This is a genomic window from Streptomyces dioscori (genome assembly GCF_003024195.1).
GTDB classification, from domain to species: Bacteria; Actinomycetota; Actinomycetes; order Streptomycetales; family Streptomycetaceae; genus Streptomyces; species Streptomyces dioscori.
The window spans coordinates 63,910-86,851 of the sequence record NZ_KZ679046.1; the positions used below are offsets into that span (position 1 = coordinate 63,910).

26 protein-coding genes are annotated in these 22,942 nt (G+C 72.3%); 14 read left to right on the forward strand and 12 right to left on the reverse strand.

Going from position 1 to position 22,942, the window contains the following annotated elements; genetic code table 11:
* Positions 1 to 63: 63 nt before the first annotated feature.
* Positions 64 to 693 (forward strand): hypothetical protein, encoded by a 630-nt coding sequence (locus C6Y14_RS22960; RefSeq protein WP_107018914.1) that lies wholly within the window; start codon positions 64 to 66, stop codon positions 691 to 693.
* Between the two features lie 76 nt (positions 694 to 769).
* Here the strand turns inward: C6Y14_RS22960 and C6Y14_RS22965 are convergent, their stop codons facing one another.
* From C6Y14_RS22965 to C6Y14_RS22975, 3 genes are all read right to left on the reverse strand, one after another.
* Positions 770 to 1,243 (reverse strand): hypothetical protein, encoded by a 474-nt coding sequence (locus C6Y14_RS22965; RefSeq protein WP_107018675.1) that lies wholly within the window; start codon positions 1,241 to 1,243, stop codon positions 770 to 772.
* Positions 1,244 to 1,366: 123 nt separating this feature from the next.
* Positions 1,367 to 1,879, reverse strand: coding sequence for a DinB family protein (locus C6Y14_RS22970; RefSeq protein WP_107018676.1), 513 nt, complete (start codon positions 1,877 to 1,879; stop codon positions 1,367 to 1,369).
* A 130-nt stretch (positions 1,880 to 2,009) separates the two neighbouring features.
* Positions 2,010 to 2,438, reverse strand: coding sequence for an ATP-binding protein (locus C6Y14_RS22975; protein ID WP_107018677.1), 429 nt, complete (start codon positions 2,436 to 2,438; stop codon positions 2,010 to 2,012).
* 177 nt (positions 2,439 to 2,615) lie between these two features.
* On the opposite strand from C6Y14_RS22975, the gene C6Y14_RS22980 reads away from it, so the two are divergent.
* The 3 genes from C6Y14_RS22980 to C6Y14_RS22990 all read left to right on the forward strand — a co-directional run bounded on the left by C6Y14_RS22980 (position 2,616) and on the right by C6Y14_RS22990 (position 5,399).
* Entirely contained in the window at positions 2,616 to 3,854 is a 1,239-nt protein-coding gene (locus tag C6Y14_RS22980; RefSeq protein ID WP_107018678.1) for a hypothetical protein, read from the forward strand.
* Positions 3,851 to 4,378, forward strand: a complete 528-nt coding sequence (locus C6Y14_RS22985) for a GNAT family N-acetyltransferase (RefSeq protein ID WP_225891221.1) — start codon at positions 3,851 to 3,853, stop codon at positions 4,376 to 4,378. Before C6Y14_RS22980 ends, C6Y14_RS22985 begins: the two co-directional genes overlap by 4 nt.
* A 97-nt stretch (positions 4,379 to 4,475) precedes the next feature.
* A complete protein-coding gene (locus C6Y14_RS22990; protein WP_107018680.1) occupies positions 4,476 to 5,399 on the forward strand; it encodes a Gfo/Idh/MocA family protein in 924 nt (307 codons plus the stop codon).
* Here the strand turns inward: C6Y14_RS22990 and lnt are convergent.
* From lnt to C6Y14_RS23005, 3 genes are all read right to left on the reverse strand, one after another.
* Positions 5,305 to 6,936 (reverse strand): apolipoprotein N-acyltransferase, encoded by a 1,632-nt coding sequence (lnt, locus tag C6Y14_RS22995; RefSeq protein WP_107018681.1) that lies wholly within the window; start codon positions 6,934 to 6,936, stop codon positions 5,305 to 5,307. The two genes, C6Y14_RS22990 and lnt, sit on opposite strands and share 95 nt — an antisense overlap.
* A gap of 142 nt (positions 6,937 to 7,078) precedes the next feature.
* Complete coding sequence (locus C6Y14_RS23000) at positions 7,079 to 7,564, reverse strand: nuclear transport factor 2 family protein (RefSeq protein ID WP_107018682.1); 486 nt, start codon at positions 7,562 to 7,564, stop codon at positions 7,079 to 7,081.
* 52 nt (positions 7,565 to 7,616) lie between these two features.
* Positions 7,617 to 8,228, reverse strand: a complete 612-nt coding sequence (locus C6Y14_RS23005) for a TetR/AcrR family transcriptional regulator (RefSeq protein WP_107018683.1) — start codon at positions 8,226 to 8,228, stop codon at positions 7,617 to 7,619.
* 186 nt (positions 8,229 to 8,414) lie between these two features.
* Here C6Y14_RS23005 and C6Y14_RS23010 point away from each other — a divergent pair, with 186 nt between their 5' ends.
* Together C6Y14_RS23010 and C6Y14_RS23015 are read left to right on the forward strand one after the other, a co-directional pair.
* A complete protein-coding gene (locus C6Y14_RS23010; RefSeq protein WP_199854823.1) occupies positions 8,415 to 8,846 on the forward strand; it encodes a nuclear transport factor 2 family protein in 432 nt (143 codons plus the stop codon).
* On the forward strand, positions 8,843 to 9,724 hold the full coding sequence (locus C6Y14_RS23015) for an NmrA family NAD(P)-binding protein (protein WP_107018685.1): 882 nt from the start codon (positions 8,843 to 8,845) through the stop codon (positions 9,722 to 9,724). The genes C6Y14_RS23010 and C6Y14_RS23015 overlap by 4 nt, the downstream gene beginning before the upstream one ends.
* A gap of 69 nt (positions 9,725 to 9,793) precedes the next feature.
* Here the strand turns inward: C6Y14_RS23015 and C6Y14_RS23020 are convergent, their stop codons facing one another.
* Positions 9,794 to 9,973, reverse strand: a complete 180-nt coding sequence (locus C6Y14_RS23020; RefSeq protein ID WP_107018686.1) for a hypothetical protein — start codon at positions 9,971 to 9,973, stop codon at positions 9,794 to 9,796.
* A 124-nt stretch (positions 9,974 to 10,097) separates the two neighbouring features.
* A complete protein-coding gene (locus C6Y14_RS23025) occupies positions 10,098 to 10,373 on the reverse strand; it encodes a winged helix-turn-helix transcriptional regulator (RefSeq protein ID WP_107018687.1) in 276 nt (91 codons plus the stop codon).
* A gap of 186 nt (positions 10,374 to 10,559) precedes the next feature.
* Between C6Y14_RS23025 and C6Y14_RS23030 the strand changes: the two genes are divergently transcribed.
* Positions 10,560 to 11,120: a carboxymuconolactone decarboxylase family protein gene (locus C6Y14_RS23030; protein WP_107018688.1), complete on the forward strand. Its 561-nt coding sequence runs from the start codon at positions 10,560 to 10,562 to the stop codon at positions 11,118 to 11,120.
* 302 nt (positions 11,121 to 11,422) lie between these two features.
* On the opposite strand, the gene C6Y14_RS23035 is transcribed toward C6Y14_RS23030, so the two are convergent.
* Positions 11,423 to 12,298, reverse strand: coding sequence for an undecaprenyl-diphosphate phosphatase (locus C6Y14_RS23035; RefSeq protein ID WP_107018689.1), 876 nt, complete (start codon positions 12,296 to 12,298; stop codon positions 11,423 to 11,425).
* Between the two features lie 306 nt (positions 12,299 to 12,604).
* Here C6Y14_RS23035 and C6Y14_RS23040 point away from each other — a divergent pair, with 306 nt between their 5' ends.
* The 3 genes from C6Y14_RS23040 to C6Y14_RS23050 are packed head-to-tail and all read left to right on the forward strand — an operon-like array spanning position 12,605 to position 15,563.
* Positions 12,605 to 13,885: a Gfo/Idh/MocA family protein gene (locus tag C6Y14_RS23040; protein WP_107018690.1), complete on the forward strand. Its 1,281-nt coding sequence runs from the start codon at positions 12,605 to 12,607 to the stop codon at positions 13,883 to 13,885.
* The gene (locus C6Y14_RS23045) at positions 13,882 to 14,838 is read left to right on the forward strand and encodes a DUF6807 domain-containing protein (protein WP_107018691.1); all 957 of its coding nucleotides are present in this window, start codon (positions 13,882 to 13,884) and stop codon (positions 14,836 to 14,838) included. The genes C6Y14_RS23040 and C6Y14_RS23045 overlap by 4 nt, the downstream gene beginning before the upstream one ends.
* Complete coding sequence (locus tag C6Y14_RS23050; protein ID WP_107018915.1) at positions 14,835 to 15,563, forward strand: cupin domain-containing protein; 729 nt, start codon at positions 14,835 to 14,837, stop codon at positions 15,561 to 15,563. The genes C6Y14_RS23045 and C6Y14_RS23050 overlap by 4 nt, the downstream gene beginning before the upstream one ends.
* A gap of 10 nt (positions 15,564 to 15,573) precedes the next feature.
* Here the strand turns inward: C6Y14_RS23050 and C6Y14_RS23055 are convergent, their stop codons facing one another.
* Positions 15,574 to 16,089 carry a winged helix-turn-helix transcriptional regulator gene (locus tag C6Y14_RS23055; protein WP_107018692.1) on the reverse strand — a complete coding sequence of 172 codons (516 nt, stop codon included), beginning with the start codon at positions 16,087 to 16,089 and terminating at the stop codon, positions 15,574 to 15,576.
* A gap of 121 nt (positions 16,090 to 16,210) precedes the next feature.
* Here C6Y14_RS23055 and C6Y14_RS23060 point away from each other — a divergent pair, with 121 nt between their 5' ends.
* Positions 16,211 to 17,380, forward strand: a complete 1,170-nt coding sequence (locus C6Y14_RS23060; RefSeq protein WP_107018693.1) for a thiolase family protein — start codon at positions 16,211 to 16,213, stop codon at positions 17,378 to 17,380.
* 173 nt (positions 17,381 to 17,553) lie between these two features.
* On the opposite strand, the gene C6Y14_RS23065 is transcribed toward C6Y14_RS23060, so the two are convergent.
* On the reverse strand, positions 17,554 to 18,327 hold the full coding sequence (locus C6Y14_RS23065) for a TVP38/TMEM64 family protein (RefSeq protein ID WP_107018694.1): 774 nt from the start codon (positions 18,325 to 18,327) through the stop codon (positions 17,554 to 17,556).
* A gap of 49 nt (positions 18,328 to 18,376) precedes the next feature.
* Here C6Y14_RS23065 and C6Y14_RS23070 point away from each other — a divergent pair, with 49 nt between their 5' ends.
* The 3 genes from C6Y14_RS23070 to C6Y14_RS23080 all read left to right on the forward strand — a co-directional run bounded on the left by C6Y14_RS23070 (position 18,377) and on the right by C6Y14_RS23080 (position 21,585).
* Positions 18,377 to 19,111, forward strand: a complete 735-nt coding sequence (locus C6Y14_RS23070; protein ID WP_107018695.1) for a DNA alkylation repair protein — start codon at positions 18,377 to 18,379, stop codon at positions 19,109 to 19,111.
* A 331-nt stretch (positions 19,112 to 19,442) separates the two neighbouring features.
* A complete protein-coding gene (tuf, locus tag C6Y14_RS23075; protein WP_107018696.1) occupies positions 19,443 to 20,612 on the forward strand; it encodes an elongation factor Tu in 1,170 nt (389 codons plus the stop codon).
* Positions 20,613 to 20,739: 127 nt separating this feature from the next.
* Complete coding sequence (locus tag C6Y14_RS23080; protein WP_107018697.1) at positions 20,740 to 21,585, forward strand: spermidine synthase; 846 nt, start codon at positions 20,740 to 20,742, stop codon at positions 21,583 to 21,585.
* 32 nt (positions 21,586 to 21,617) lie between these two features.
* Here C6Y14_RS23080 and C6Y14_RS23085 read toward each other — a convergent pair whose 3' ends face one another.
* Positions 21,618 to 22,928: an MFS transporter gene (locus C6Y14_RS23085; RefSeq protein WP_107018698.1), complete on the reverse strand. Its 1,311-nt coding sequence runs from the start codon at positions 22,926 to 22,928 to the stop codon at positions 21,618 to 21,620.
* Positions 22,929 to 22,942 lie beyond the last annotated feature (14 nt).

Consider the following 22,942-nt stretch of genomic DNA (forward strand, 5'->3'; position numbering starts at 1 on the left):
GGTGCCTGCCGTTAGCGTCGGGGAGAGGTGGCGACGGCAGACGAGCGGGTGGAGGGCGACGCGGTGGCGGAGCAGCAGGAGCAGGCGGCGGCGGACGCGATGACGACCAGGATCGGGCAGGCCGTCATGCTTCTCCACGGCGGCGACCGCGAGGAGGCCCGGAGCCGCTTCCTGGACCTGTGGGCGGAGATCGGCGAGGAGGGCGACGCGCTGCACCGCTGCACACTCGCGCACTACATGGCGGACACGCAGGACGACCCCTCGGACGAACTCGCCTGGGATCTGAGGGCCTTGTCGGCGGCGGACGAGCTCACGGACAAGCTCACGGGCGACCGGGGCGCGGGCGACCGTGTCACGGACGTTCGCGGCGAGCCCCACCCGGAGCCCCACCCGTCCCTCGCCGTACGCGCCTTCTACCCGTCCCTGCATCTGAACCTCGCCGCGGACTACGTGAAGCTCGGCCGCTCCGAGGCGGCCCGGGGCCACCTGGGAGCGGCGCGGGCCGGCATGGGCGTCCTCGGCGACGACGCCTACGGAGACGGGGTCCGGGCCGGCATCGGCCGCCTGCAGTCGAGGCTTGACCGGGAGGGCCCGGACGGCGCACCCGAGCCCACGCCGAGGCGGCCGGGGCAGGGGAGGGGCCCGGGCGGGCCCGGAGGCGAGACGCTGGGGCCGCCGCGTCGGGAGCCCTAGGACGCCGCCGCACGCCTCGCCTGGGCACGCCTCGCCTGAGCACGACTCGCCTCCGGAGGCGAGTCGTGCTCAGGCGTCAACGGCCGTACATGTCCTGGCAGATCGCCGCCTGCGGGCTGTCCGCCCGCCAGCCGCCGTACGTCCGGCCCAGCGCGCACACGTCCGTGCCCGTCGACGGCACGGACGCCGGCAGTCGCGGCACGGCCAGGTGTTCGGGCCGCCGGGGCTCCGGGCGCCGCGGCGGTTCGGCGGGCACCTGCCGAGGCCGCGCCGCCGGGGCGGCGGTATCCGCGGCGGGCGTACGGGCCGGCGCGGACGCGGGCGCCGAAGGGCGGCGGGACGGGCCGATGAGTTCCAGGGCCTCGCGGGCCGGGGCCTGGACGACCCGCTGCTCGGCCCTGCCGTCCGGGCGCGGCTCCGGCACCGGGGGCGGTACGGACGGCACGGCGGGCGGATGCGTTCGCTGGACGGTCACACAGCCCGAGAGGGCTGAGACCGCCGAGACGGCCACGGTGACCAGAAGCGTTGCGGTGGTCGCGGTTCGATGCACCCGCGCAACTCTGCTGCCTCCGCCGCGCTTTGGGGAGCCGACGAGCGGAGTGTGCCCCGCACGGGTGAAAGCCCGGCGGCCGGTGCCCGCGCCCGCTCCTCGGTCGCCGGTCGCGTCGCCCCGTCAGTCGCCGGTCGCCCCGTCGACGCGCTCGCGGATCAGATCGGCGTGGCCGTTGTGGCGCGCGTACTCCTCGATCATGTGCGTGTAGATCCACCGCAGGTTGAACGGCTTGTCGGTGAACCTGCTCCGGCCCTCGGACAGGTCGTCCAGGCCGCGAAGTGCCGCGTTGCGGCGGGCGATCGCGATCTCGCCCTGCCAGGTGGCGTACGCCTCCTTCCAGGTGTCCGCCTCGGTGAGATGGAACTCGCCGTCCCGGTCCTCGTCGCTGTAGTGGATCGGCCCGGCGTCGTCGCCCACGAGGACCCTGCGGAACCAGCTGCGTTCCACGTCCGCCATGTGCCGGACGAGGCCGAGCAGGGACAGTTCGGAGGGGGGCACGGCGGCCGTCCTGAGCTGCGCGTCGTCCAGGCCCTCGCACTTCCAGGCGAGGGTCTCCCGGTGATATTCCAGCCAGCCCTCCAGCATGGCTCGCTCACCGGCGTCGGTCGCGGGTCCCCTGCGTTCGTTGGTCATGACCGCATCATCGCGGACGACCGCTGCCCCGGCCCACCCGATTGCACGCCCCTGCCTCGCTCCCGTGCCTCGCCCCCGGCCCATGCCCAATCCCTTGCCCCATCCCTCGCCCCATCCCTCGCCCCGGCCCTCAGTCGCCGGTCGCCGGCCCGCTCCTCAGCTCGGCCCAGACGGTCTTGCCCCAGCGGTGGAGTCCGGTGCCCCACCGGTCCGAGAGGGCGTCGACCAGGACGAGACCGCGGCCCCGGATCCGCTCCCCGCCGCAGTCGGTCCGCATCATCGGGAGGTCGCGGGAGCGGTCGACGACCGCGAGGAGGACGCGGTCCTCGGCGGGGCGCGTGACGACGACCCGGATCACGGAGCAGCACGCGTGGTCGACGGCGTTGGAGACCAGCTCGGTGATGACGCACAGGGCGTCCTCGGTCAGTCCGTCCTGGTGCCAGGCAGCGAGGGCCGTACGCACCAGGCTGCGCGCCGCACCCGCGCTCTCCGGTTCGCGCGCGAGCGTCTGTGAGTATCCGGGATGCCCGGTGGGACGTGGTGTTGCCGTCACAGTCATCAGGACCTCGGGGTGCGGGTGTGATGGGCCTTGACCGAGTGAACGGCTTCGGGACGCGGAGGGGCAGGAAAAATCCCCCCGCGATGGATCCGGTCCAACCGGATATTTCTCCGCGTTCTGTACTCATGGTCAGGAATCACTGCCTACCGTGCGTATGTGGACGGCAATGAGCGCTTCATGAGCGCGATGAGCGTGCGGTGCATGACCCAGGCCGAACTGGTCGACGCGGTCAACGCCCGTTTGATCTCCGCCGGACAGGAGGGAACGGTCAGCGACCGGACCGTTCGCTACTGGCGGACCGGAAGAACGAGGTGGCCGCACCCCCGTCAACGACGGGCGCTGGAGGCAGTATTCGGATGTACGGCCGAGGAACTGGGCTTCAGTCCTCCGGCCCGCAACCGTCCCGCCACCGAACCGGAGGCCCCTGTGGACCGCAGGAACTTCCTCACCGCCACCACCGGAACCGCCGCCGTGGTGACGCCTTTCGTCGGTGCGCCGCCACAGGTGGGCACCTCCGACGTCATCCGGCTGCGCTCCGGCCTGGACGCCCTGATGGCGCTCGACCGCAGCAGAGGCGGTCACGACGGCCTGGAGCGCGCCGCGTTGGCCGGCGCCGCGGAAGCACTGGGAAAACAGCGGCTCGGGGCCACCCAGCGCATCCGGTGCAGACTCTTCTCCGTGGCCGCCGACTACACCGCCACCGCCGCCTGGAGCGCGATCGACGCCCGGCGGATGGACCGCGCCACTCAACTCCTCGGCCGAGCGCTCTACTTGGCCGGTATGGCCAAGGACCCGGTGGCGGAGATGCGGGTCTGGAACGCGTACGCGATCCTCGCGCACCACCGCGACGAGTACGCGGAGGCCGTCGACGCCGGCCATGCCGCCCAGGGAACCGCCGTCGCCAGACGGCAGCCCCTGTACAGCTCGCTGGCCCACGCCAGGACGGCCATCGGCCACGCGAACCTCGGGGACCGGCAGGCCGCCCTGCGCTCCCTGGGGCACGCCCGGGACGCCCTGGGCAAGGCGCGGCCCGACGAGCCCCGGCCGTCGTGGATCGCCTTCTACGGCCCCGCCGAGCTGCTCGCCATGACCGCCATCGTGCAGGACCGGAACGGGCGCTTCGCCGAGTCCGAGGCCGCCTCCCACCAGGCCCTGCGGACGATCCCGGCGGAGTTCCGCAGGAACAGGGCCCTGGCCACGGGGCGGCTCGCGCTGGCCCAGCTCCACCAGCGTGACGTGGAGCAGGCGTGCGCGACGGCCGCCTCGGTCTTCCCCCTGATGTCGGGCCATCCGATCCCGGGCAGGATGCGCTCCCTGCTCGGTGACTACTACCGGGACCTGATCACCCTTGCGCCGGACGCCGGGATCGCCCGAGAGTGGGGAGACCGCTACCGATCCGAATGGAGCCGACTGTGAGCGCCGAGGGCCTGGACATCCGCCGCTTCGGGCACGACGACCTGCCGCGGATCCGGCAGACGATCATCGACCTGCACGCCGCGGCGGCGGGCCCCGACCGGGACGACGACTTCAAGAAGAAGTTCCCCTGGTTCGTGGACCACTGGGGCGGCAACCCGGCGTTCGCCTGCGTCATCGCGTACGAGGGCGACGAGGCGATGGGCTTCGCGTACGGCGCCCCGGCGGTCGAGGGCCGGGAGTGGTGGCGCGAGCATCTCGACGAGGCGCCCAAGAAAGCGGTGACCTTCTCCTACTCCGAGCTGGCCGTTCATCCGAGATGGCGGAAGCGGGGGGTGGCGGACCGGCTGTCCCGCGCGCTCCTGGAGGAGCGGCCCGAGGATCTCGCCGTCCTCCTGGTGGACGTCGAGCACCCGCGCGTACAGGCCCTGTACGAGGACTGGGGCTTCCGGAAGGTCGGGGAGCGCCGGCCCTTCGCGGACTCCCCGCTGTACGCGGTGATGCTCGCCGAGCTGCCCCTCGTGTAAACGTCCTGGCCATGGGGCCGCCGCGGTCGCCGTATGCTTCCGACGACGCCGGGGCGCGCGTGCCCCGGACCCGTGTCCTGTCCCGGAGGAGATCCCTGTGAAGGTCGGTTGCATCGGACTCGGCGACATCGCGCTGAAGGCGTATCTGCCGGTGCTCGCCACCCGCCCGGGACTCGAACTGCATCTGCACACACGGACACCCGCGACCCTCGCCAGGGTCGCCGACAGTCTGCACGTGCCGGCCGGGCGCCGGCACACGGACCTCGCCGGGCTGCTCGCGCAGGGCCTCGACGCGGCGTTCGTCCACGCGCCCACGCACGCCCACCCCGAGATCGTGGGCGCGCTGCTCGAAGCGGGCGTCCCCACGTACGTCGACAAGCCGATCGCGTACGAACTCGCCGACTCCGAGCGCCTGGTGAGGCTCGCGGAGGAGCGGAACACCAGCCTGGCCGTCGGCTTCAACCGGCGGTACGCGCCCGGGTACGCGCAGTGCGTCGAGCACCCGCGTGAACTGATCCTCATGCAGAAGAACCGCGTCGGCCTGCCGGAACAGCCCCGCACGATGATCCTCGACGACTTCATCCACGTCGTGGACACCCTGCGGTTCCTGGTGCCGGGACCGGTCGACGACGTGACCGTGCGGGCCCGCGTCGAGGACGGGCTGCTCCACCACGTCGTACTGCAGCTGGCGGGGGAGGGGTTCACGGCACTCGGTGTGATGAACCGGCTCAGCGGTTCCGCCGAGGAGATCCTGGAGGTGTCCGGACAGGACACCAAGCGCCAGGTGGTCAACCTCTCCGAGATCGTCGACCACAAGGGGCAGCCGACGGTCCGGCGGCGCGGCGACTGGGTGCCGGTGGCCCGTCAGCGCGGCATCGAGCAGGCCGTCCTCGCCTTCCTCGACGCCGTGCGCGCGGGCAAGGTCCTCAGCGCCCGGGACGCGCTGGAGACTCACGAACTGTGCGAGCGTGTGGTGCGTGCGGTGACGGAGCGCTCGCCCCGGGGCGCCTCGACCGCCTGACCCGCAGCTTCCGTACGCCCTCGGTGGCGCCCAGCGCGGCCAGGATCAGCAGGGCCAGATACACCGGCCACTCGCCCAGGCGCGCGTACGGGGTGACACCGTGCGCCAGCGGAACCTCGTACACGGCGGACGTGCTCGCGTCGGTGCCGAGCCAGGAGCCGACGCGCTCCCCGCCAGGACCGTAGACCGCCGAGACGCCGGTGAGCGTCGCGTGGACCATCGGCCGGCCCGTCTCGGCGGCCCGCAGTGCCGCGAGCGAGGCGTGCTGCTCGGGGGCCCAACTGCTCTGGAACGACGAGGTCGACGACTGGGCGAGCAGCACGTCGGCGCCGTCGCGGGCGAGATGCCGGCTGATGTCGGGGAACGCCGACTCGAAGCAGACCATCGGGCCCACCTTCAGTCCGTCGCCGACGGTCATCACGACCTGCTCGGTGCCGCGCATCCGGTCCTCGCCCGCCGCCTTGCCCACGGAGGTCGCCCAGCCGAGGAGGGAGCGCGCCGGTACGTACTCGCCGAACGGCACGAGCCGCATCTTGTCGTAGCGGTAACCGGTCGGGCCCTGCGGACCCACGAGCACGGAACTCTTGTAGATGCCCGGCCGGTCCGAGCGGCGCGCGTCGACGTTGACCATGATCTCGGCGTCGACCTCGCGGGAGAGCGCGGCGAGCCGGCCCGCCAGGTCGGGACGGTCGGCGAGGTCGAAACCGACACTGCTCTCGCCCCACACGACCAGATCGACGTCCTGCCCGGCCAGCTTCCGGGTGAGGGCCTCCTCGCGCGCGAACCGCTTCTCCGGGCCGCCGATGCCGTCGATCACGCCGGACTGCACGACGGCGATACGGGCCTGCTCACCGTCCTCCGCGGGCCGGGGCGACCAGACCCAGACCGCCGAGGTGGCGACAGCTGTCGCGAGGAGCCCGGCGACCGCCGGGACACGGGAGGAGCGCACGGCGACGAGGACGGCGACCGCCACGTTCACGGCGACGAGCAGGAAACTCAGCAGCCACACCCCGCCGACCGAGGCGAGCCGCAGGGCGGGCGCCACGTCCCACTGGCTCGACCCGAGCAGCCCCCAAGGGCCGCCCAACCCCTCCCAGGAGCGGACGAGTTCGACCATCAGCCAGCCGGACGGCAGCACGAACAGGGCGGCCAGTACGCGGCCCGGCGAGGGCGTACCCGCCAGGAACCGGTGCGTCAGCCAGCCCCACGGGACCCACAGCGCGCCCAGCAGCGCCGCTATCACGACGGTGAAGACATGCAGGCTCGGCAGCAGCCAGTGATGCACGGCCAGCATGAAACCGAGCCCGCCGAGCCAGCCGTCGTACGCCGCGCGCCGCCCCGTCGGAGCCGAGCGCACGAGCAGGATCCACGGCACCAGCGCCACGTACGCGAACCACCACAGGGACGGCGCGGGGAAGCTCAGCATCGGCAGCGCACCGGCGAGCGCGGCCGTCGCGCCGCGCCACCACGGAGAGCTGAGACGCGGGCCGATCCGCGAGCCGAGACCTCGGCGCCAGTCAGTGGCGGACAGGTTCATCCAGCGCCTCCCGCGGCCCGTCGAAGTGCGTGAAGTACGGTGCGTGACTCGGTGAGCCGACCGCTTCAGTGACTCCAGTGTGTCCAGTGTGCGGGCACCGAAACGATCAACATACCGGCTGCGTCCGGACGGCCGTCCCGTATCACTGAGCGGCCGGCTCCCGGCGGCGCTGCGGGGCCCGGCGCCACTTCTCGTGCACGACCACCTCACGCACCCGCCAGCCCTCGGCCGTCCGCAGCAGCCCGAAGTCGTACCGGCCGCCGCACACGAAGTCGGGCTCGGTGGATCCGCCGTCCTGCCCGGCGAAGCGCATCGGGTTGACGTAGTCGGCCTGGACCCGGGCGGTGTCACCGCTGTCCTGCTCCAGCAGGCCGAAGCGCACCCGCCGGTTGACGATCAGATGCTGGCGCATCGGGAACAGTTCCATGGTCCGCGAGAGCCATGCGGCGATCTCCCCGGCGTCCCCCTCGACACCGCCCGCGGACCGGTAGTCCGCCCGTCCGTCCGGTGCGAAGAGCTGCCGGTACGCCTCCCAGTCCCCGTCGTCGACCGCCACCGCGTACTCGGTGACCACCTCGTCGACCGCGAGCCGGTCCATCACCGTCGCCAGTTCCACACGCTGCGTCATCGGCTCAGTGTTGGCCACGCGGAGGAGCGCGCCAAGGGGCGTGCAGGGATATTCACCCGGCGTGCGCGGTACGGAGGTCCTGGTACGAGCCGGTCAGGAGCTTCGCGGTGAAGCCCGCCAGCTCCGCCCGGAGCTGTTCGCGGGAGGCCTCGTGACGGTCGACCAGATGGTCGACGAGGTCGGCGCGGACCGCGGCGAGCAGTGCGTGGGCGGCGAAGTTCCCGTCGCCGAACCCGGGAAGGTCCTCCAGGACGCCTCGCAGGGTGCCGTGCCACCAGTCGTAGTGCCCGGCGCCGTAGGGGCTGCCGCTGCCTGCCTCCTCCAGGGCGAGGGAGAGGTGGCGGTGGTCGAGCTTGAAGCACAGCAGGGCGTCCAGCAGTGCGGGCGCGCGCTCGGCCGGCGGGGTGCCGGGTCCGAGAGGGCGCGGGCCGTCCGCGACGGCCCGGCGGATCGGTTCCAGCCGGGTCTCGTGGAGCGCCCGGATCAGGCCGGTGCGGTCGCCGAAGCCGCGGAAGAGCGTGCCCTTGCCGACGCCGGCCTCGGCCGCGATGTCGGCCATGGACACGTGCTCGGGGCTGTCGCTGCGGGCGAAGAGCCGGTCGGCGGCGGCGAGTACGGCTTCCCGGTTGCGTACGGCGTCCGCACGGGGCTTGCGATCGGGCACGGGTTCCTCCGGGGGGCCGTGGGGCGCGCGGGATACGCGGACGGGTTGACGGGTTGATGGGTTGACGGGTTGCTTAAGCGGACCGCGGGTCCGTATAGTCGACTCAAGCGGACCGCTGGTCCGTATCGTATCGGAGGGAACCCCATGACCACACCTGCGACCACATCCACGAGTACGGCTGCGGCTGTGACGGCTACGACTGCGGGGCCGCCGGACCTGTTCCGCAGGAGTCTGCGGATGCTGCTCGACAAGGACATCGCGGCCTGGGTCGGTCTCTGGGACGACCAGGGCGTCCTTGAGTTCCCCTTCGCGCCCGAGGGATGGCCGAAACGGCTGGAGGGCAGGGCCGCCGTCGCCGACTACATGCGCCACTATCCCGACCACATCGACCTGCACGACTTCCCCGACCTGAAGATCCACGAGACCGGCGAGCCCGGGACGATCGTGGTGGAGATGCGCGGGGTCGGGCGGGTGGTGGAGACCGGGAAGCCGTTCGACATGACCTACATCGCCGTGGTGACGGTCACCGGCGGGCTCATCACGCACTACCGCGACTACTGGAACCCCCTCGCCGTCGCGCCGGGCGGCGCGACCGACTTCACGCGGGGCGACCGATGAGCGCGGCCACCGCACCCGGGAGCATCCTCGTCCTCGGGGCCACCGGGACGACCGGCAGCCGCGTGGCCGCCCGCCTCGCCGGACAGGGCCACCGGGTCAGGGCGGCCGGGCGCCGGGCCACGCCCGTCGACGGCGCGGAGGCCGTGCGCTTCGACTGGTACGACCCGGCGACGTACGAGGGGGCGCTCGACGGCGCGGACCGGGTGTACCTGGTCGCACCCCTGGACTCCGCCACCCCGGCCGACGTCATGCTGCCCTTCCTGGAACAGGCGCGCGCGTCCGGAGTGCGCCGGGCGGTGCTCCTCAGCTCCTCCGCGATTCCCGCCGGCGGCCCGGTTGTCGGGCAGGTGCACGAGGCTCTGCCCGGCCTGTTCGACGAGTGGGCGGTGCTGCGGCCCTCATGGTTCATGCAGAACTTCACGGGCGACCACATGCATGCGCGGAGCGTCCGCGAGGAGGGGGTCATCCTGACCGCGGCGGGCGAGGGACGGGTGGCCTTCGTCGACGCCGACGACATCGCGGCCGTCGCCGTGCACGCGCTGACCGACGTGCGGGCCCCCGACACCGATCTGGTCATCACCGGTCCGCGGGCGCTGAGCCATACCGAGATCGCGACGGTCCTCACGGAGGTGACCGGGCGCGCGGTCGTGCACCGGCCGCTGACCTACGAGGAGATGAGGGACCAGCTGGCCGCCTCGATGCCACGGGAGTACGCCGCGATGCTCGCCGCCCTGGACCGCGCGAACGCGGAGGGGGCCGAGAACCGCACCACGGACACGGTCCGCCGCGTCACCGGCCGCGAGCCACGCACCTTCCACGACCACGTACTGGCCGCGGTCGGCGGGACGGGGGTCGCGCCGCAGGCGCGAGTGTCGTGACGGTCACCCGTCATGCTCGTCGGTGAGCCGGGGGAGGGGTGCCTCGACGGGGGCCGCGCGCCCCGGAGTTCACGCCGCTTCGACGATCTCTTCGCGCACGGCCGCGGCCCACTGCACGACCAGCAGTTCGTACTCGACGCGCTCCTGGGGCGAGAGGTAACCACCCGCGCGTATCCATAACGCCCGGATCTGCTCATTCAGTGCGGCCGCTGACCGCACGGAACCAGGGGTCGGAGAATTGGTGGACATGCGCATCAGCGTAAGGCCAAGGACTGACGGTGCGCTACCAGATGACTACCCATGCCGTATGTGGTTGGTCACGCCATAAACGTTTAGCCGTCACCGAGTTGGGAAACGGGACGGCGGACGCCCCTCACGGCCGCTCCGCCCACGCGCGCGACCAGTCCAGCAGGGGACCCATCGCCGTCACCAGGTCGTCGCCCAGCGGGGTGAGGCGCCAGGCCGCCGCGTCCGTGGGCGCGGCGATCCCCGCCTCGCGGAGTTCGGCGAGCCGGGCCGACAGCACGCTGGAGGACATCGCGTCGCAGCGCCGCTGCAGATCGCGGAAACCGACCGGCGTACCGCCCCGGTGGAGTTCCCAGACCACCCGGAGCGTCCAGCGCCGGCCGAGCAGGTCCAGCGCGGCCATCACGGGACGACCGGTCCCCGAACCGCGCACCGGCCGCCCGGGACGGGGTGTCGTGCCCACAGCCTCTCCTCTTTCGAACAGGTCGGCCTTCCACGCCGGTCCACTCACCGAACCGACAACTCGCTCTGTCGTCCTGTGTGTTCCGACTCTTGCGCTTCTAAAACAGAAGCGCAAGAGTCGGGAGGCATGAAACAACGCATCGACGGCATCACGCCGCCCTACGATCCCGAGTCCGAGCGCGCCTTACGCCGCTGGATGCCACCCGGCGTCACCCAGGAACCCCTGATGCTCTTCAAGGTCCTGGAACGCCACCCCGACCTCGCCTCCCGCATGCGGGAACTCGGCGCGAGCCTGCTCGTCCACGGCCTGCTCCCCGACGCCGACCGCGAACTGGTCATCTTCCGGGTGGCGGCCCGCAGCGACTGCGCCTACGAGTGGGGCGCCCACGCGGTGGCGTACGCCGAGGCCGCGGACCTGACTGCGGAGCAGGTCCCCCTGACCGTGACCGGCGCCCCGGACGACCCGGTATGGACGCCCCGTCAGAGCGCGCTCCTGGCAGCCGTCGACCAGCTCCACGACACGGCCCGCCTGAGCGACGAGGCCTGGGCCGCGCTCCGCGACCACCTCGGAGAAAAGGAAGCCCTGGAGTTCCTGGTCCTGGCGGGCTGGTACCGCACCATCGCGTACGTGCTCAACGGACTGCGGATCGAACGCGAACCCTGGGCGAAGGCCTTCCCCGGCGGGTGAGCGGGGGAGTCGCCGGCGTCCGGAATTTAATCGGGTGCCCGCGGGAGCCGTACCCGCTACCGTCATGCACGTCCGGGTGCGAAGGCAGCGGCTACTTCTCCTCTCAAGAGAGAAACGCGGGTTCGAATCCCGTCACCGGCTCGCGCCGGTGTCGTCCAGTGGCCCAGGACACTTACGTCGCCGCCGCCGAACGAGAACTCCGGACACCGAGCACGAAGCCGCCCGCCACGGGGGAACCATGCGGGCGGCTTCGTTCTGTGCGGAGCCGGTGGATCGTGACCTCTGTCGCGAGGCCGTGGGCGTCAGCCCGACGACTCCGCCGCGTGCGGGCTCAGCGCACCCGTGGCGACCAGCACGATGATCAGGATGCCGAGCGCGATGCGGTAGTAGACGAACGGCATGAAGCTCTTCGTCGTGATGAACTTCATGAACCACGCGATGACCGCGTAACCGACCACGAAGGCGATGACCGTCGCGAAGATCGTGGGGCCCCACGAGACATGGCCGCCCTCGCTGGCGTCCTTCAGCTCGAACACGCCGGAGGCGAGCACCGCAGGGACGGCCAGCAGGAACGAGTAACGGGCCGCGGCCTCACGGGTGTAGCCCATGAGGAGACCGCCGCTGATGGTGGCGCCGGAGCGGGACACGCCCGGGACGAGGGCCATCGCCTGGCAGAACCCGTAGATCAGGCCGTCCTTCACGCTCAGGTCCTTGAGCGACTTGCGCTCGACCGCTGCCCGGTGCTTCCCGCCGGACTCGTCACGCGCCGCGAGCCGGTCGGCCACGCCCAGGATGATGCCCATCACGATCAGCGTGGTCGCGGTGATGCGGAGATCGCGGAACGGCCCCTCGATCTGGTCCTTGAGGGTGATGCCCAGCACGCCGATCGGGATCGAGCCGACGATCACGAGCCAGCCCATCTGGGCGTCGTGGTCGCTGCGCATCGACTTGTTCACGAGCGAGCGGGACCAGGCCGAGATGATCCGTGCGATGTCCTTGCGGAAGTAGATCAGCACCGCGATCTCCGTGCCGATCTGCGTGATCGCCGTGAAGGCCGCTCCCGGGTCCTCCCAGCCGGCGAACGCCGCGGTGAGCCGCAGGTGCGCGCTGGAGGAGATGGGCAGGAACTCGGTCAGCCCCTGGACGAGTCCGAGGATGAGGGATTCAAACCAAGACATGAAGTTACGTGATCCAAGTGCTGATGGCGGAAGCGCAGCGAATGGGCGGACGGACGTGCCCTGTTGTGGTCTGCGGTGATCAGGCGCGTCCGGGGCAGCGTAGCGCCCCCAGGTGACGGTGCGACGACAGGGCCTCCCCGGAGACGGTCGTACGAGGTGACGGGGGTGTTGACCCGCGACGATGCGCCGCTTACGTTTCCGCGAGGAGTGAAAGCGCTTGCTGCTGCGGGACCGTCGCACGGTCACCGTGACGGGCAGGCGTCCGCCAGATCCGCTGTCACGTCCGATGGAGTGCTGATCCCGTCCATGCGTACTGCCCGCGACGCCACCACCAGCAAGACGACCGAGCACACCCAGCACGAGCACACCGAGCACGGGGACACCACACGCGGGAGTGCGGAGCGCCGGAGCGCCCCGCACGAGCGGCGGTCCGCGGTCCCGCCCGACGGCCGCCGCATCAGGGCCGCCGTCATCGGCACCGGAGCCATCGCCTCCGGCAGCCATCTGCCCGCGCTCGCCGCCCTCGCCGCCGAGGGCGAGGTGGAGATCGTCGCCGCGGTCGACATCGACGCCGGCGCGGTCGAGCGCTTCTGCGCGGACGGCGGTGTCCCGCACGGCTACACCGATCTCGACCGGATGCTGGCGGAACAGCGCCCGGACCTCGTCTCCATCTGCACCCCGCCGACCCTGCACCGCGAGCAGACCGTCGCCGCGCTGCGCGCCGGTGCCTGGGTGTGGTGCGAGAAGCCCCCGGTGCCGAGCCTCGCCGACTTCGACGCCGTGGAGGCCCAGGAGGGCACCGACGGCGGCCCCTACGCCTCCATCGTCTTCCAGCACCGCTTCGGCTCCGGCGCGCGGCACGTACGCCGGCTGATCGCCGACCGGGCCGTGGGACGACCTCTCGTGGCCCACTGCCAGACCACCTGGTACCGCGACGCCGCCTACTACGCCGTGCCCTGGCGCGGAAAGTGGGAGACCGAGGGCGGCGGCCCCGCCATGGGCCACGGCATCCACCAGATGGACCTCCTGCTCGACCTGCTCGGACCGTGGAGCGAGGTGCGGGCCATGGCCGGACGCCTGGTGCACGACGTGCAGACGGAGGACGTCTCCACCGCCCTCGTGCGCTTCGGGAGCGGCGCCCTCGCGACCGTGGTGAACAGCGTCCTGAGCCCGGACGAGGTGAGCCGCATCCGGATCGACTGCGAGCGCGCGACGGTCGAGTTGACCCATCTCTACGGGCACAGCAACGACAACTGGCGGATCACGCCCGCGCCGGACGCGCCCGCCGAGGACGTGGCTGCCTGGCAGGACTTCGGCGCGGACGTGCCCAGTTCGCACCTGGCCCAGCTGCGTGACCTCGTCGCGAGCATGCGCGCGGGGGAGCGTCCGCGCAGCAGCGGCGCCGACGGGCGGACCAGCCTCGAACTGATCACCGCGCTCTACAAGTCGGCGTTCACGGACACCACCGTCCGCGCCGGCGAGATCGGCCCCGGCGACCCCTACTACACGGCCCTGCACGGGGGCGCGCCCGGCTGGGACCCCGCGACACCCGCGACACCCGTCACGTACGAGGAGGCATCGGCATGACCGCACGAGGCGGCCTGCGCAACGGTCTGCGCATCGTCCACGCCCACGGCGACCGCGTCACGGTCACCGAACCCACTTCCGGCGTGGAGCTGTTCAGCTATGTGTACGGTCCGGAGGCGGCCTGGGAGGCCCCGAAGCCGTATCTGCATCCGCTCAGGACACTCGCGGGCAACGTTGTCACGGACTACCGGCCCAACGACCACCGCTGGCACAAGGGCCTGCAGATGACCGCCTCGCATCTGTCCGGGGCGAACCTGTGGGGCGGCAACACATACGTTCACGGCGAGGGATATCTCGAACTCCCCGAACGCGTCGGCTCCATGGCGCACGTGACATTTGACCAGGTCGAGGCGGACAGCACCGGTTCCGGCGGGGCGGTCATCGCCGAGCGGCTCACCTGGCATCCGTACGACGGCTCGCTCTGGGCGGAGGAGGAGCGCCGCGTCGAGGTGCACGACGTGGACCCGGAGTCCGGTTCGTGGGCGCTGACCTGGACGACCTCCGTCACCAACCGCCGGGACGAGCCCCTGCGGTTCGGCAGTCCCACGACGGCCGGACGGGAGATGGCCGGCTACACCGGCCTGTTCTGGCGCGGTCCCCGCGGCTTCCGGGACGGGCGGATCATCGGCCCCGACGCGGAGGGCCCCGGCCTGATGGGGCGGCAGGCGCCGTGGCTCGCGTACTCCGCCGAACACGACGCCGCCGACGGGCACGCCACCCTCGTCTTCGCGCACGCCCCGGAGAACGACCACACGGGCGAGGGCGGCGCCCACCCCGCCCACTGGTTCGTCCGCAACGAGCCCTTCGCGGCCGTCGCGCCCTCCTTCGCCTTCTTCGACGAGCTGGAACTCGCGCCGGGCGACACGCTCACCCGCCGCTACCGCGTCGTCGTCGCGGACGGCGCCTGGGAGCGCGAGCAGATCGCCAAGTACCTGGCGGAGCACCCGTGGTGAGCCCCGCCGGACCGCGGGGAGGCTTCGCGGGCCTGCCCGGCGGGGTCGCCGTCTCGCATCTCTCGGTCTACGACTGGCCCGCCGACGACGGGGTGTGCGGCGGCACCCCCCACCTCCATCTGACCTGTTCGGAGGCGTACGTCGTCACCGGCGGCCGGGGCGCGGTGCAGACCCTGACGGTCTCCGGGTACGAGGTCACGCCGCTCGCGCCGGGCACGGTGGCCTGGTTCACGCCCGGCACGATCCACCGGCTCGTCAACGAGGACGACCTGCGCATCACCGTCCTCATGCAGAACAGCGGGCTCCCCGAGGCGGGCGACGCGGTGCTCACGCTGCCGCCGAAGTACCTGACCGACCCGAGGACGTACGCCGCCGCGACCGTGATCCCGGCGGACGCGCCCGAGGCGGAGAAGGAGCGGATCGCCGGGACCCGGCGCGACCTCGCCCTGAAGGGCTACCGCGCGCTGCGCGAGGCGGACGGCCCTGAGCCCCTCGCCGCGTTCCACCGGGCCGCCGCGGCCCTCGTACGGCCCCGGCTCGCCGAGTGGCGCGAGCGGTGGCGGCGCGGTGCCGAGGCGGCTGCGGCGGCGACGGGCGACCAGCTCGAACGGCTGGAGCGGGGGGACGCCTCCCACCTGGCCGACGCGGCGGTACGGGCCGAGCAGCCTTCGGCGTACGGGAAGTTCGGGATGTGCGGGCGGCTGGACGTGTACCCGGGGGAGTAGGTGCCCCGGTTCACCGCGCGCTGCGACCGTCGTGCTCTCGGACCGCCGCGGGCCCCGTGACCGTCCAGCCCGGGGTCTGCGGGTGGGCGGTCAGGTCGTCGTGGCGGACCTCCTCGCCGCACTCCGCGCAGGTGACGACCGGCACCAGTTCGTGGCCGGTGACGTGTCCGCCGGGGTGCGCCCTGCCGCCGAAGTGTTCCAGGACCATGGGGCGATCGCCGTCGATGAGATGGCGGTCGCCCCACGCCATGAGCGTGAGCAGCACCGGCTCCAGCTCCAGGCCGGCCCGGGTGGGCCGGTACTCGAAGCGCGGCGGCTTCTCGCTGTAGGCGACCTTCTCCAGCAGTCCCGCGTCCACGAGCCGCTTCAGCCGGGTCGTCAGCACGTCGCGCGGAGCGCCGGTGTTCCGGACCAGCTGGTCGAAGCGGGTGGCGCCCAGAGACACCTCGCGCAGCACGAGCAGGGAGTACTTCTCGCCGACGAGGGCGAGCGTGCGGGCGATCGAGCAAGGGCGGGCGTCCTTCATACGATCCAGTCTACGAGGTGGGTTGGTTCTTCCAACTTACTCGATTACCGTGGAGTCACTTAGTGGGTTGGAAATCCGAACCCACCTTCTTCGGAGCTGTCTTCTCCCAGGGGGCCAGACCATGCGTGACGCAGTCGTCGTCGAAGCCGTACGCACCCCGATCGGCAAGGGCAAGCCGAACGGTTCGCTCGCCCACGTCCATCCCGTGGAACTCCTCGCCCACACGCTCCGTACGCTCGTCGAACGGGCCGGGGTCGACCCCGCGCTCATCGACGACGTGATCGGCGGGACCGTCGACCAGGTCGGCGAGCAGGCCATGAACACCACCCGGTACGCCGCGCTGTCCGCCGGCTTCCCCGAGTCGGTGCCCGCCACGACGGTGGACCGCCAGTGCGGGTCCTCCCAGCAGGCCGTGCACTTCGCCGCGCAGGGCGTCATCTCGGGGGCGTACGACCTGGTCGTGGCCTGCGGGGTGGAGTCGATGAGCCGGGTGCCGATGTGGTCGAACGTGCCGGAGGGCAAGGACCCCTTCGGGCCGGGGGTCGCCGAGCGGTATCCCGAAGGCCTCGTCCCGCAGGGCATCAGCGCCGAACTGATCACGGCCAAGTGGTCGCTCTCCCGCGAGCAGCTGGACGCCTTCGCGGTCGAGTCCCACCGCAGGGCCGCGGCGGCCTGGGAGGGCGGGCTGTTCGACGCGGAGGTCGCGCCCCTGGACGGGGTGACGCGCGACGAGTGCGTGCGGCCGGGCACTTCACCGGAAGTGCTGGCCGGGCTCAAGTCGGCCTACTACGACCCGGGCTTCGGGGAGCGCTTCCCGCAGATCGACTGGAACGTCACCGCGGGCAACGCCAGCCCCGTCAACGACGGGGCCTCGGCCGTGCTCATCACGTCCAGCGAGACCGCGGCCCGGCTAGGGCTCCGGCCGCTGGCCCGGCTGCACAGCTTCGCCGTCACGGGGTCCGATCCCCTGCTGATGCTGACGGGGGTCGTACCCGCCACCGAGAAGGTGCTGCGCAAGGCTTCACTGAGCTTGGACGACATCGACCTCTTCGAGGTCAACGAGGCGTTCTCCAGCGTTGTCCTCGCCTGGCGGCAGGAGACGGGGGCCGACCTCTCCAAGGTCAACGTCCATGGCGGGGCGATCGCGATCGGACATCCGCTCGGGGCGAGTGGTACGCGGCTGACGACGACGCTTGTGCACGCCATGCGGGAGCGAGGGGCTCGGTTCGCGCTGCAGACCATGTGCGAGGCGGGTGGGCTCGCCAACGCGATGGTCCTGGAGGGGTTGTAGCCGCAGGCCGCGGTGACGTCGTCGGGTGCGGGCCGTCCGTGGCTGAGCGCGCAGTTCCCCGCGCCCCTGAAAAGCGGGGCTGCGCCCCTGCTTTTCATCTTTTGGGGGCGCGGGGAACTGCGCGGCCGGCCCCCACCGGCCCGCACCCGACGATCTCGCCCGACGACGTCGCCTCAGCGGGCCCGCAAATGGTGGCGCTTGCGCCAAGCCACCACCGCGCCGGCCAGCGCCGGAAGCGCGATGAAGGCCATCGCGATCAGGAACGCCGGAGACGTCGGCGCGGACGCGCGGGACCCCGCGACGGCGTACGCGGCGGTGTTGGGGATCGACCCCAGGCCCGTCGCGAGCAGGAAGGGCAGCCAGCCCATCCGCGACACGGACGCGCAGTAGTTCGCGGCCCAGAACGGCACCCCGGGAAACAGCCGCGCGGCCATCATCGAGCGGAACCCGTGCCGGCTGAGCTGCCCGTCCGCGGCCTTGAGCCAGCGGCCGCGCAGCAGGGGCCGCAGGGCGTCCTGCCCGAGCATCCGGCCGAGCCCGAAGGCGAGCCCGGCGCCGAGGACCGTACCGGCGAGCGCCGCCCCGAGCCCCAGCTGGGAGCCGAAGAGGGCACCCGCTCCGAGGTTGAGGATCGGCCGGGGCACGAACGCCACCGTGCACAGCCCGTACGCGACCGCGAAGACCAGGGCCGCCGCGGCGCCGGTCAGCTGGGGCGGCCAGCCGTCGGCGAGCAGTCTCTGTGGCTCGAACAGCAGCACCGTCCCGGCGGCCGAGAGCAGCAGCGCGACCAGCAGGGAGAGCCGGGCCCACGGCGAGAACAGGGCTCTCGTGACGCGGGCGGCCAGGCCGGTCGGCGCGGCGGTGAACTCGACGGGGACGAGTTCGGTTGCGGGAAGCGGGGGAGTGACCGTGGCGGTGCCCCCAGAGCGGGTGGTGGCATCGAGCATCCGGTGACACTAACTGACCCATGTGTGTGTTCGCCGTATGGTTCGTCTCATGGGCGTCACAGCTTCCGGAACGTCGGACGGCCGTTCGGGGCCGCCGCACAGCGTTCTCGCGGACACCTTGCTGGCGCGGCTGACCGTCTCCTACCCCGCCGCGGCCGATCCGGAACGGGCCGCGGCGGCACGCGCGTACATGAAGGACATCGCCCCTTTCCTCGGCCTGACCACGCCTGATCGCCGCGCGCTCTCCCGGGAGGTGCTGCGGGGAACGCCTGTGCCGGACGAGGCCGACTGCACGGCGGTGGCGTTGCGCTGCTGGCAGCTGCCGGAGCGCGAGTACCAGTACTTCGCCGTCGACCTTCTGCGCCGGCATGTGAGGCGTCTCTCGTCCGGATTCCTGCCCGTGGCCCGTCATCTCGTCTCCACGGCCTCTTGGTGGGACACCGTCGACCTGCTCGCCGCCCATGTGGTCGGCGGCCTCGTCGCGGCCGATCCGAAGCTGCGGTCGGACATGGACGAGTGGATCGAGGACGACGACCTGTGGGTCGTGCGTACCGCTCTGCTCCACCAGCTCCGGTACAGGGAGGCCACGGACAGCGGACGTCTCTTCGCGTACTGCGTGCGCCGGTCCGGGCACCCCGACTTCTTCGTCCGCAAGGCGATCGGCTGGAGCCTGCGCGAGTACGCCAAGACGGATTCCGACGCCGTACGGGCCTTCGTCGCCCGTGAGCGGGACCGGCTCTCGCCGCTGTCCGTGCGCGAGGCCCTCAAGAACATCGGCCCCTGACCGGACGGCGGACGGCGGGCAGCGGGCAGCGGACGCGGCGGGCCCGAGGGCACGAAAAACCATTCGACGCGGCCCGCCCCGTCGGCGATGATCGCCTCATGTTCCGGTACGCCTTCCCTCACGCAGCATCCGCGGTCGCGGATGCGCTGAAGGCTGCCGTCCCGAACACCGTGGCCGCCGCAGCAGGCACCCGAAGCTGACCCTTCCCGGATCGTCCGGCGGACCCCGCAGGGGGAGGGTCGGCAGGACCTCGGGGTCCCCGTCCCGGCCGTATCGACGCCGGGACCACCGCTCAGCTCCGCTGACACCGAAGAGGCTTCGAGGCTCTGCCATGCCCAAGACGGCTTACGTGCGCACCAAACCGCATCTGAACATCGGCACCATGGGTCATGTCGACCACGGCAAGACCACCCTGACCGCCGCTATCACCAAGGTCCTCGCCGAGCGCGGCTCCGGCACCTACGTACCGTTCGACCGGATCGACCGGGCGCCGGAGGAGGCCGCGCGCGGCATCACCATCAACATCGCGCACGTCGAGTACGAGACCGACACCCGCCACTACGCCCACGTGGACATGCCGGGCCACGCTGACTACGTCAAGAACATGGTCACGGGCGCCGCCCAGCTCGACGGGGCGATCCTCGTGGTCTCCGCGCTCGACGGGATCATGCCCCAGACCGCCGAACACGTGCTGCTCGCCCGGCAGGTGGGCGTCGACCACATCGTCGTCGCCCTCAACAAGGCCGACGCCGGCGACGAGGAGCTGACCGACCTCGTGGAGCTTGAGGTCCGCGAGCTGCTGACCTCGCACGGCTACGGGGGCGACTCCGTACCGGTCGTACGGGTCTCCGGGCTCAGGGCGCTGGAGGGCGACCCCCGGTGGACCGAGGCGATCGGCGCGCTGCTGGACGCCGTGGACACGTACGTACCCATGCCCGAGCGGTACGTGGACGCGCCGTTCCTGCTGCCGGTGGAGAACGTGCTCACCATCACCGGCCGCGGCACGGTCGTCACGGGGGCCGTCGAGCGCGGCACGATCCGGGTGGGCGACCGCGTCGAAGTGCTCGGCGCCGCCGTGGACACGGTGGTCACCGGCCTGGAGACGTTCGGCAAGCCCATGGCGGAGGCGCAGGCCGGAGACAGCGTGGCGCTCCTGCTGCGCGGCGTCCCCCGCGACGCCGTGCGCCGCGGACACATCGTCGCGGCGCCCGGCAGCGTCGTCCCCAGCCGGCGCTTCTCCGCGCAGGTCTACGTCCTGTCGGCGGGCGAGGGCGGGCGGACGACGCCGGTGTCCACCGGCTACCGGCCGCAGTTCTACATCCGCACCGCGGACGTCGTCGGCGACGTCGACCTCGGGGGGAGCGCGGTCGCGCGGCCCGGCGACACCGTCACCATGACGGTCGAGCTGGGGCGTGACGTGCCGCTGGAGCCGGGCCTGGGCTTCGCGATCCGCGAGGGCGGCCGCACGGTCGGCGCCGGCACGGTGACCGCCGTCGGCTGAACCGGCGGCCCTGGTTCGCGGCCCGGCAGGTGTCCGTCCTCCGTACGGAAGCTTCCCTTCCGTGCGGAAGCTTCCCTTCCGTGCGGAAGGCGGGCGCCCGCCCGCGCGGCGGCGGCACAATGGGTGCGTGGACGAGCCGATACCCGTGACCAGGACCGTGGACCACGGGACCGCCAAGCTGATGCCGGACATCGACCGCGAGCGCGCCTGGCTGCTGACGGTCGACGGGGCGCCCCAGTCGTACGTCGACCTCGACGAGCCGACGTACCTGGAGTTCGAGTACGCGCGACGGCTCGGGCACGTCCTCGACACGGTCGCGCGGCCGGGGCTCCCGCTGGACGCGCTGCACCTCGGCGGCGGCGCGCTCACCCTGCCCCGCTACCTCGCCGCGACCCGGCCGGGATCCCGGCAGGACGTGGTGGAGGCCGACAGGGGGCTCCTGGACCTCGTCGTCGAGAAGTTGCCCGTCCCCGAGGACGCGGGCATCGCGCTGCACGGCGCCGACGCCCGCGCCTGGCTCGAAGACGCCCCCGCCGCCTCGGCCGACGTCCTGATCGCCGACGTCTTCGGCGGCTCCCGGGTACCGGCGCACCTGACCTCGGAGGCGTACGCGCGGGAGACGGCGCGCGTCCTGCGGGGCGACGGCGTGTACCTGGCCAATCTCGCCGACGCCTCACCCTTCGTCTTCCTGCGCTCCCAGCTCGCCACGTTCTCCACCGTGTTCGAGGAGCTGGCGCTGATCGCCGAGCCGGGCGTGCTGCGCGGGCGCCGCTTCGGGAACGCGGTGCTCGTGGCCTCGCACCGGCCGCTCGACACCGCCGCCCTCATGCGCCGCACGGCCTCCGACGCCTTTCCGGCGCGCGTCGAACACGGGGACACGCTGCGGGTCTTCATCGGGGACGCGAAGCCCGTACGGGACGAGGACGCGGTGCCGTCGCCCGAGCCGCCGTCCGGGGCGTTCAGCGTCGGCTGAGCAGCCCCGTCGGCGGACGGGGGACGGCTCGCTCAGTTCTCGGAGTGCGCCGGGCTCGCCTGCTCGCTCTTCGCCGGGATCCCCTGCGCGACCTCCTTCGTACGACGCGTCAGATTGCGTACGTCGGGCACGAGGAGGACCGCCGCCGTCACCACGACGACCAGGACCGCGCAGCCCCACAGGGCCGCCGGACGTCCGAAGACGGACTCGGCCGGGCCCGCGAGGGCGGTGGCGAGCGGGACCATGGCGATCGAGCCGAACCAGTCGTACGCCGAGACGCGGGAGAGCTTGTCCTCCGGGATCTCCTGGTGCAGCGCGGTCATCCAGGAGACGCCGAACACCTCGATGGCGACGCCGGTCACGAACATCACCCCGCACAGGACGCCGACCGGGGCCGGCACGGCGAGCGCGGCGGACGGCAGGGCGAGCGGGAACACGCAGAGCGTGCCGGCGAGGAGCAGTCTGCGGGGTTTCCAGCGCATCATCAGCAGCGCGCCCCCGACGGTGCCCGCGCCGAACGCGCCGAGGGCCAGGCCCCAGGGACCGGCGCCCCCGAGGCTGTCCCGGGCCACCAGAGGGCCGTACACCGCCTCGGCGGCGCCGACGACGGCGACCACGACCGAGAACTGCGCGACGATCGCCCACAGCCAGGGCCGCCCCACGACCTCCCGCCAGCCGTCGCGGAGGTCGGTGAGCAGACCGGTGCCCGGCACCCGGGGCGGTATGTGGCCGACGTCGAGGAAGGCCCGCAGGGCGCCCGCGACCGCGAAGGCCAGCGCGTCCACGGCGAGCACCCAGCCCGGTCCGGCCAGCGCGACCATGACACCGCCGAGCGCCGCGCCGCCGAGGCCGGCGCCGTGCATCGCGAGGCGGAACACGGCGAAGGCGCGGTTCGCCTGCTTGCCGCTGACGGAGGAGAGCAGCATGCCCTCGGCGGCCGGGGCGAAGAACGCCTGGCCGGTGCCGCCGAGCGCGGTGAGGAGCATCATCTGCCAGAGCTGCGGCTCACCGGCGAGCACGAGGGCCGCGAAGGCCGCCTGGGAGAGACAGTTGAGGGTGTTGGCCGCGACCATCACGTGGTGCCGGGGCAGCCGGTCCGCGACCGCGCCGCCGATCAGCAGGAAGAGGACGAGGGGCAGGGTGCGGGCCGCCGCCACCAGGCCCACGTCGCCGCCGTCGCCGCCCTCGTCCAGGACGGCGAACGCCGCCGCGATCAACGCACCCTGGCTGCCCAGGTTCGTCACGACCGCGGCGGCGGTCAGCAGGACGTAGTTGCGGCCCGCCCAGGAGGGGCGGCGCGGTCCGGCGGCGGAACCGGTGGAGGAGTCGGCGGCGGGTTTCACCTGGCGACTATCGC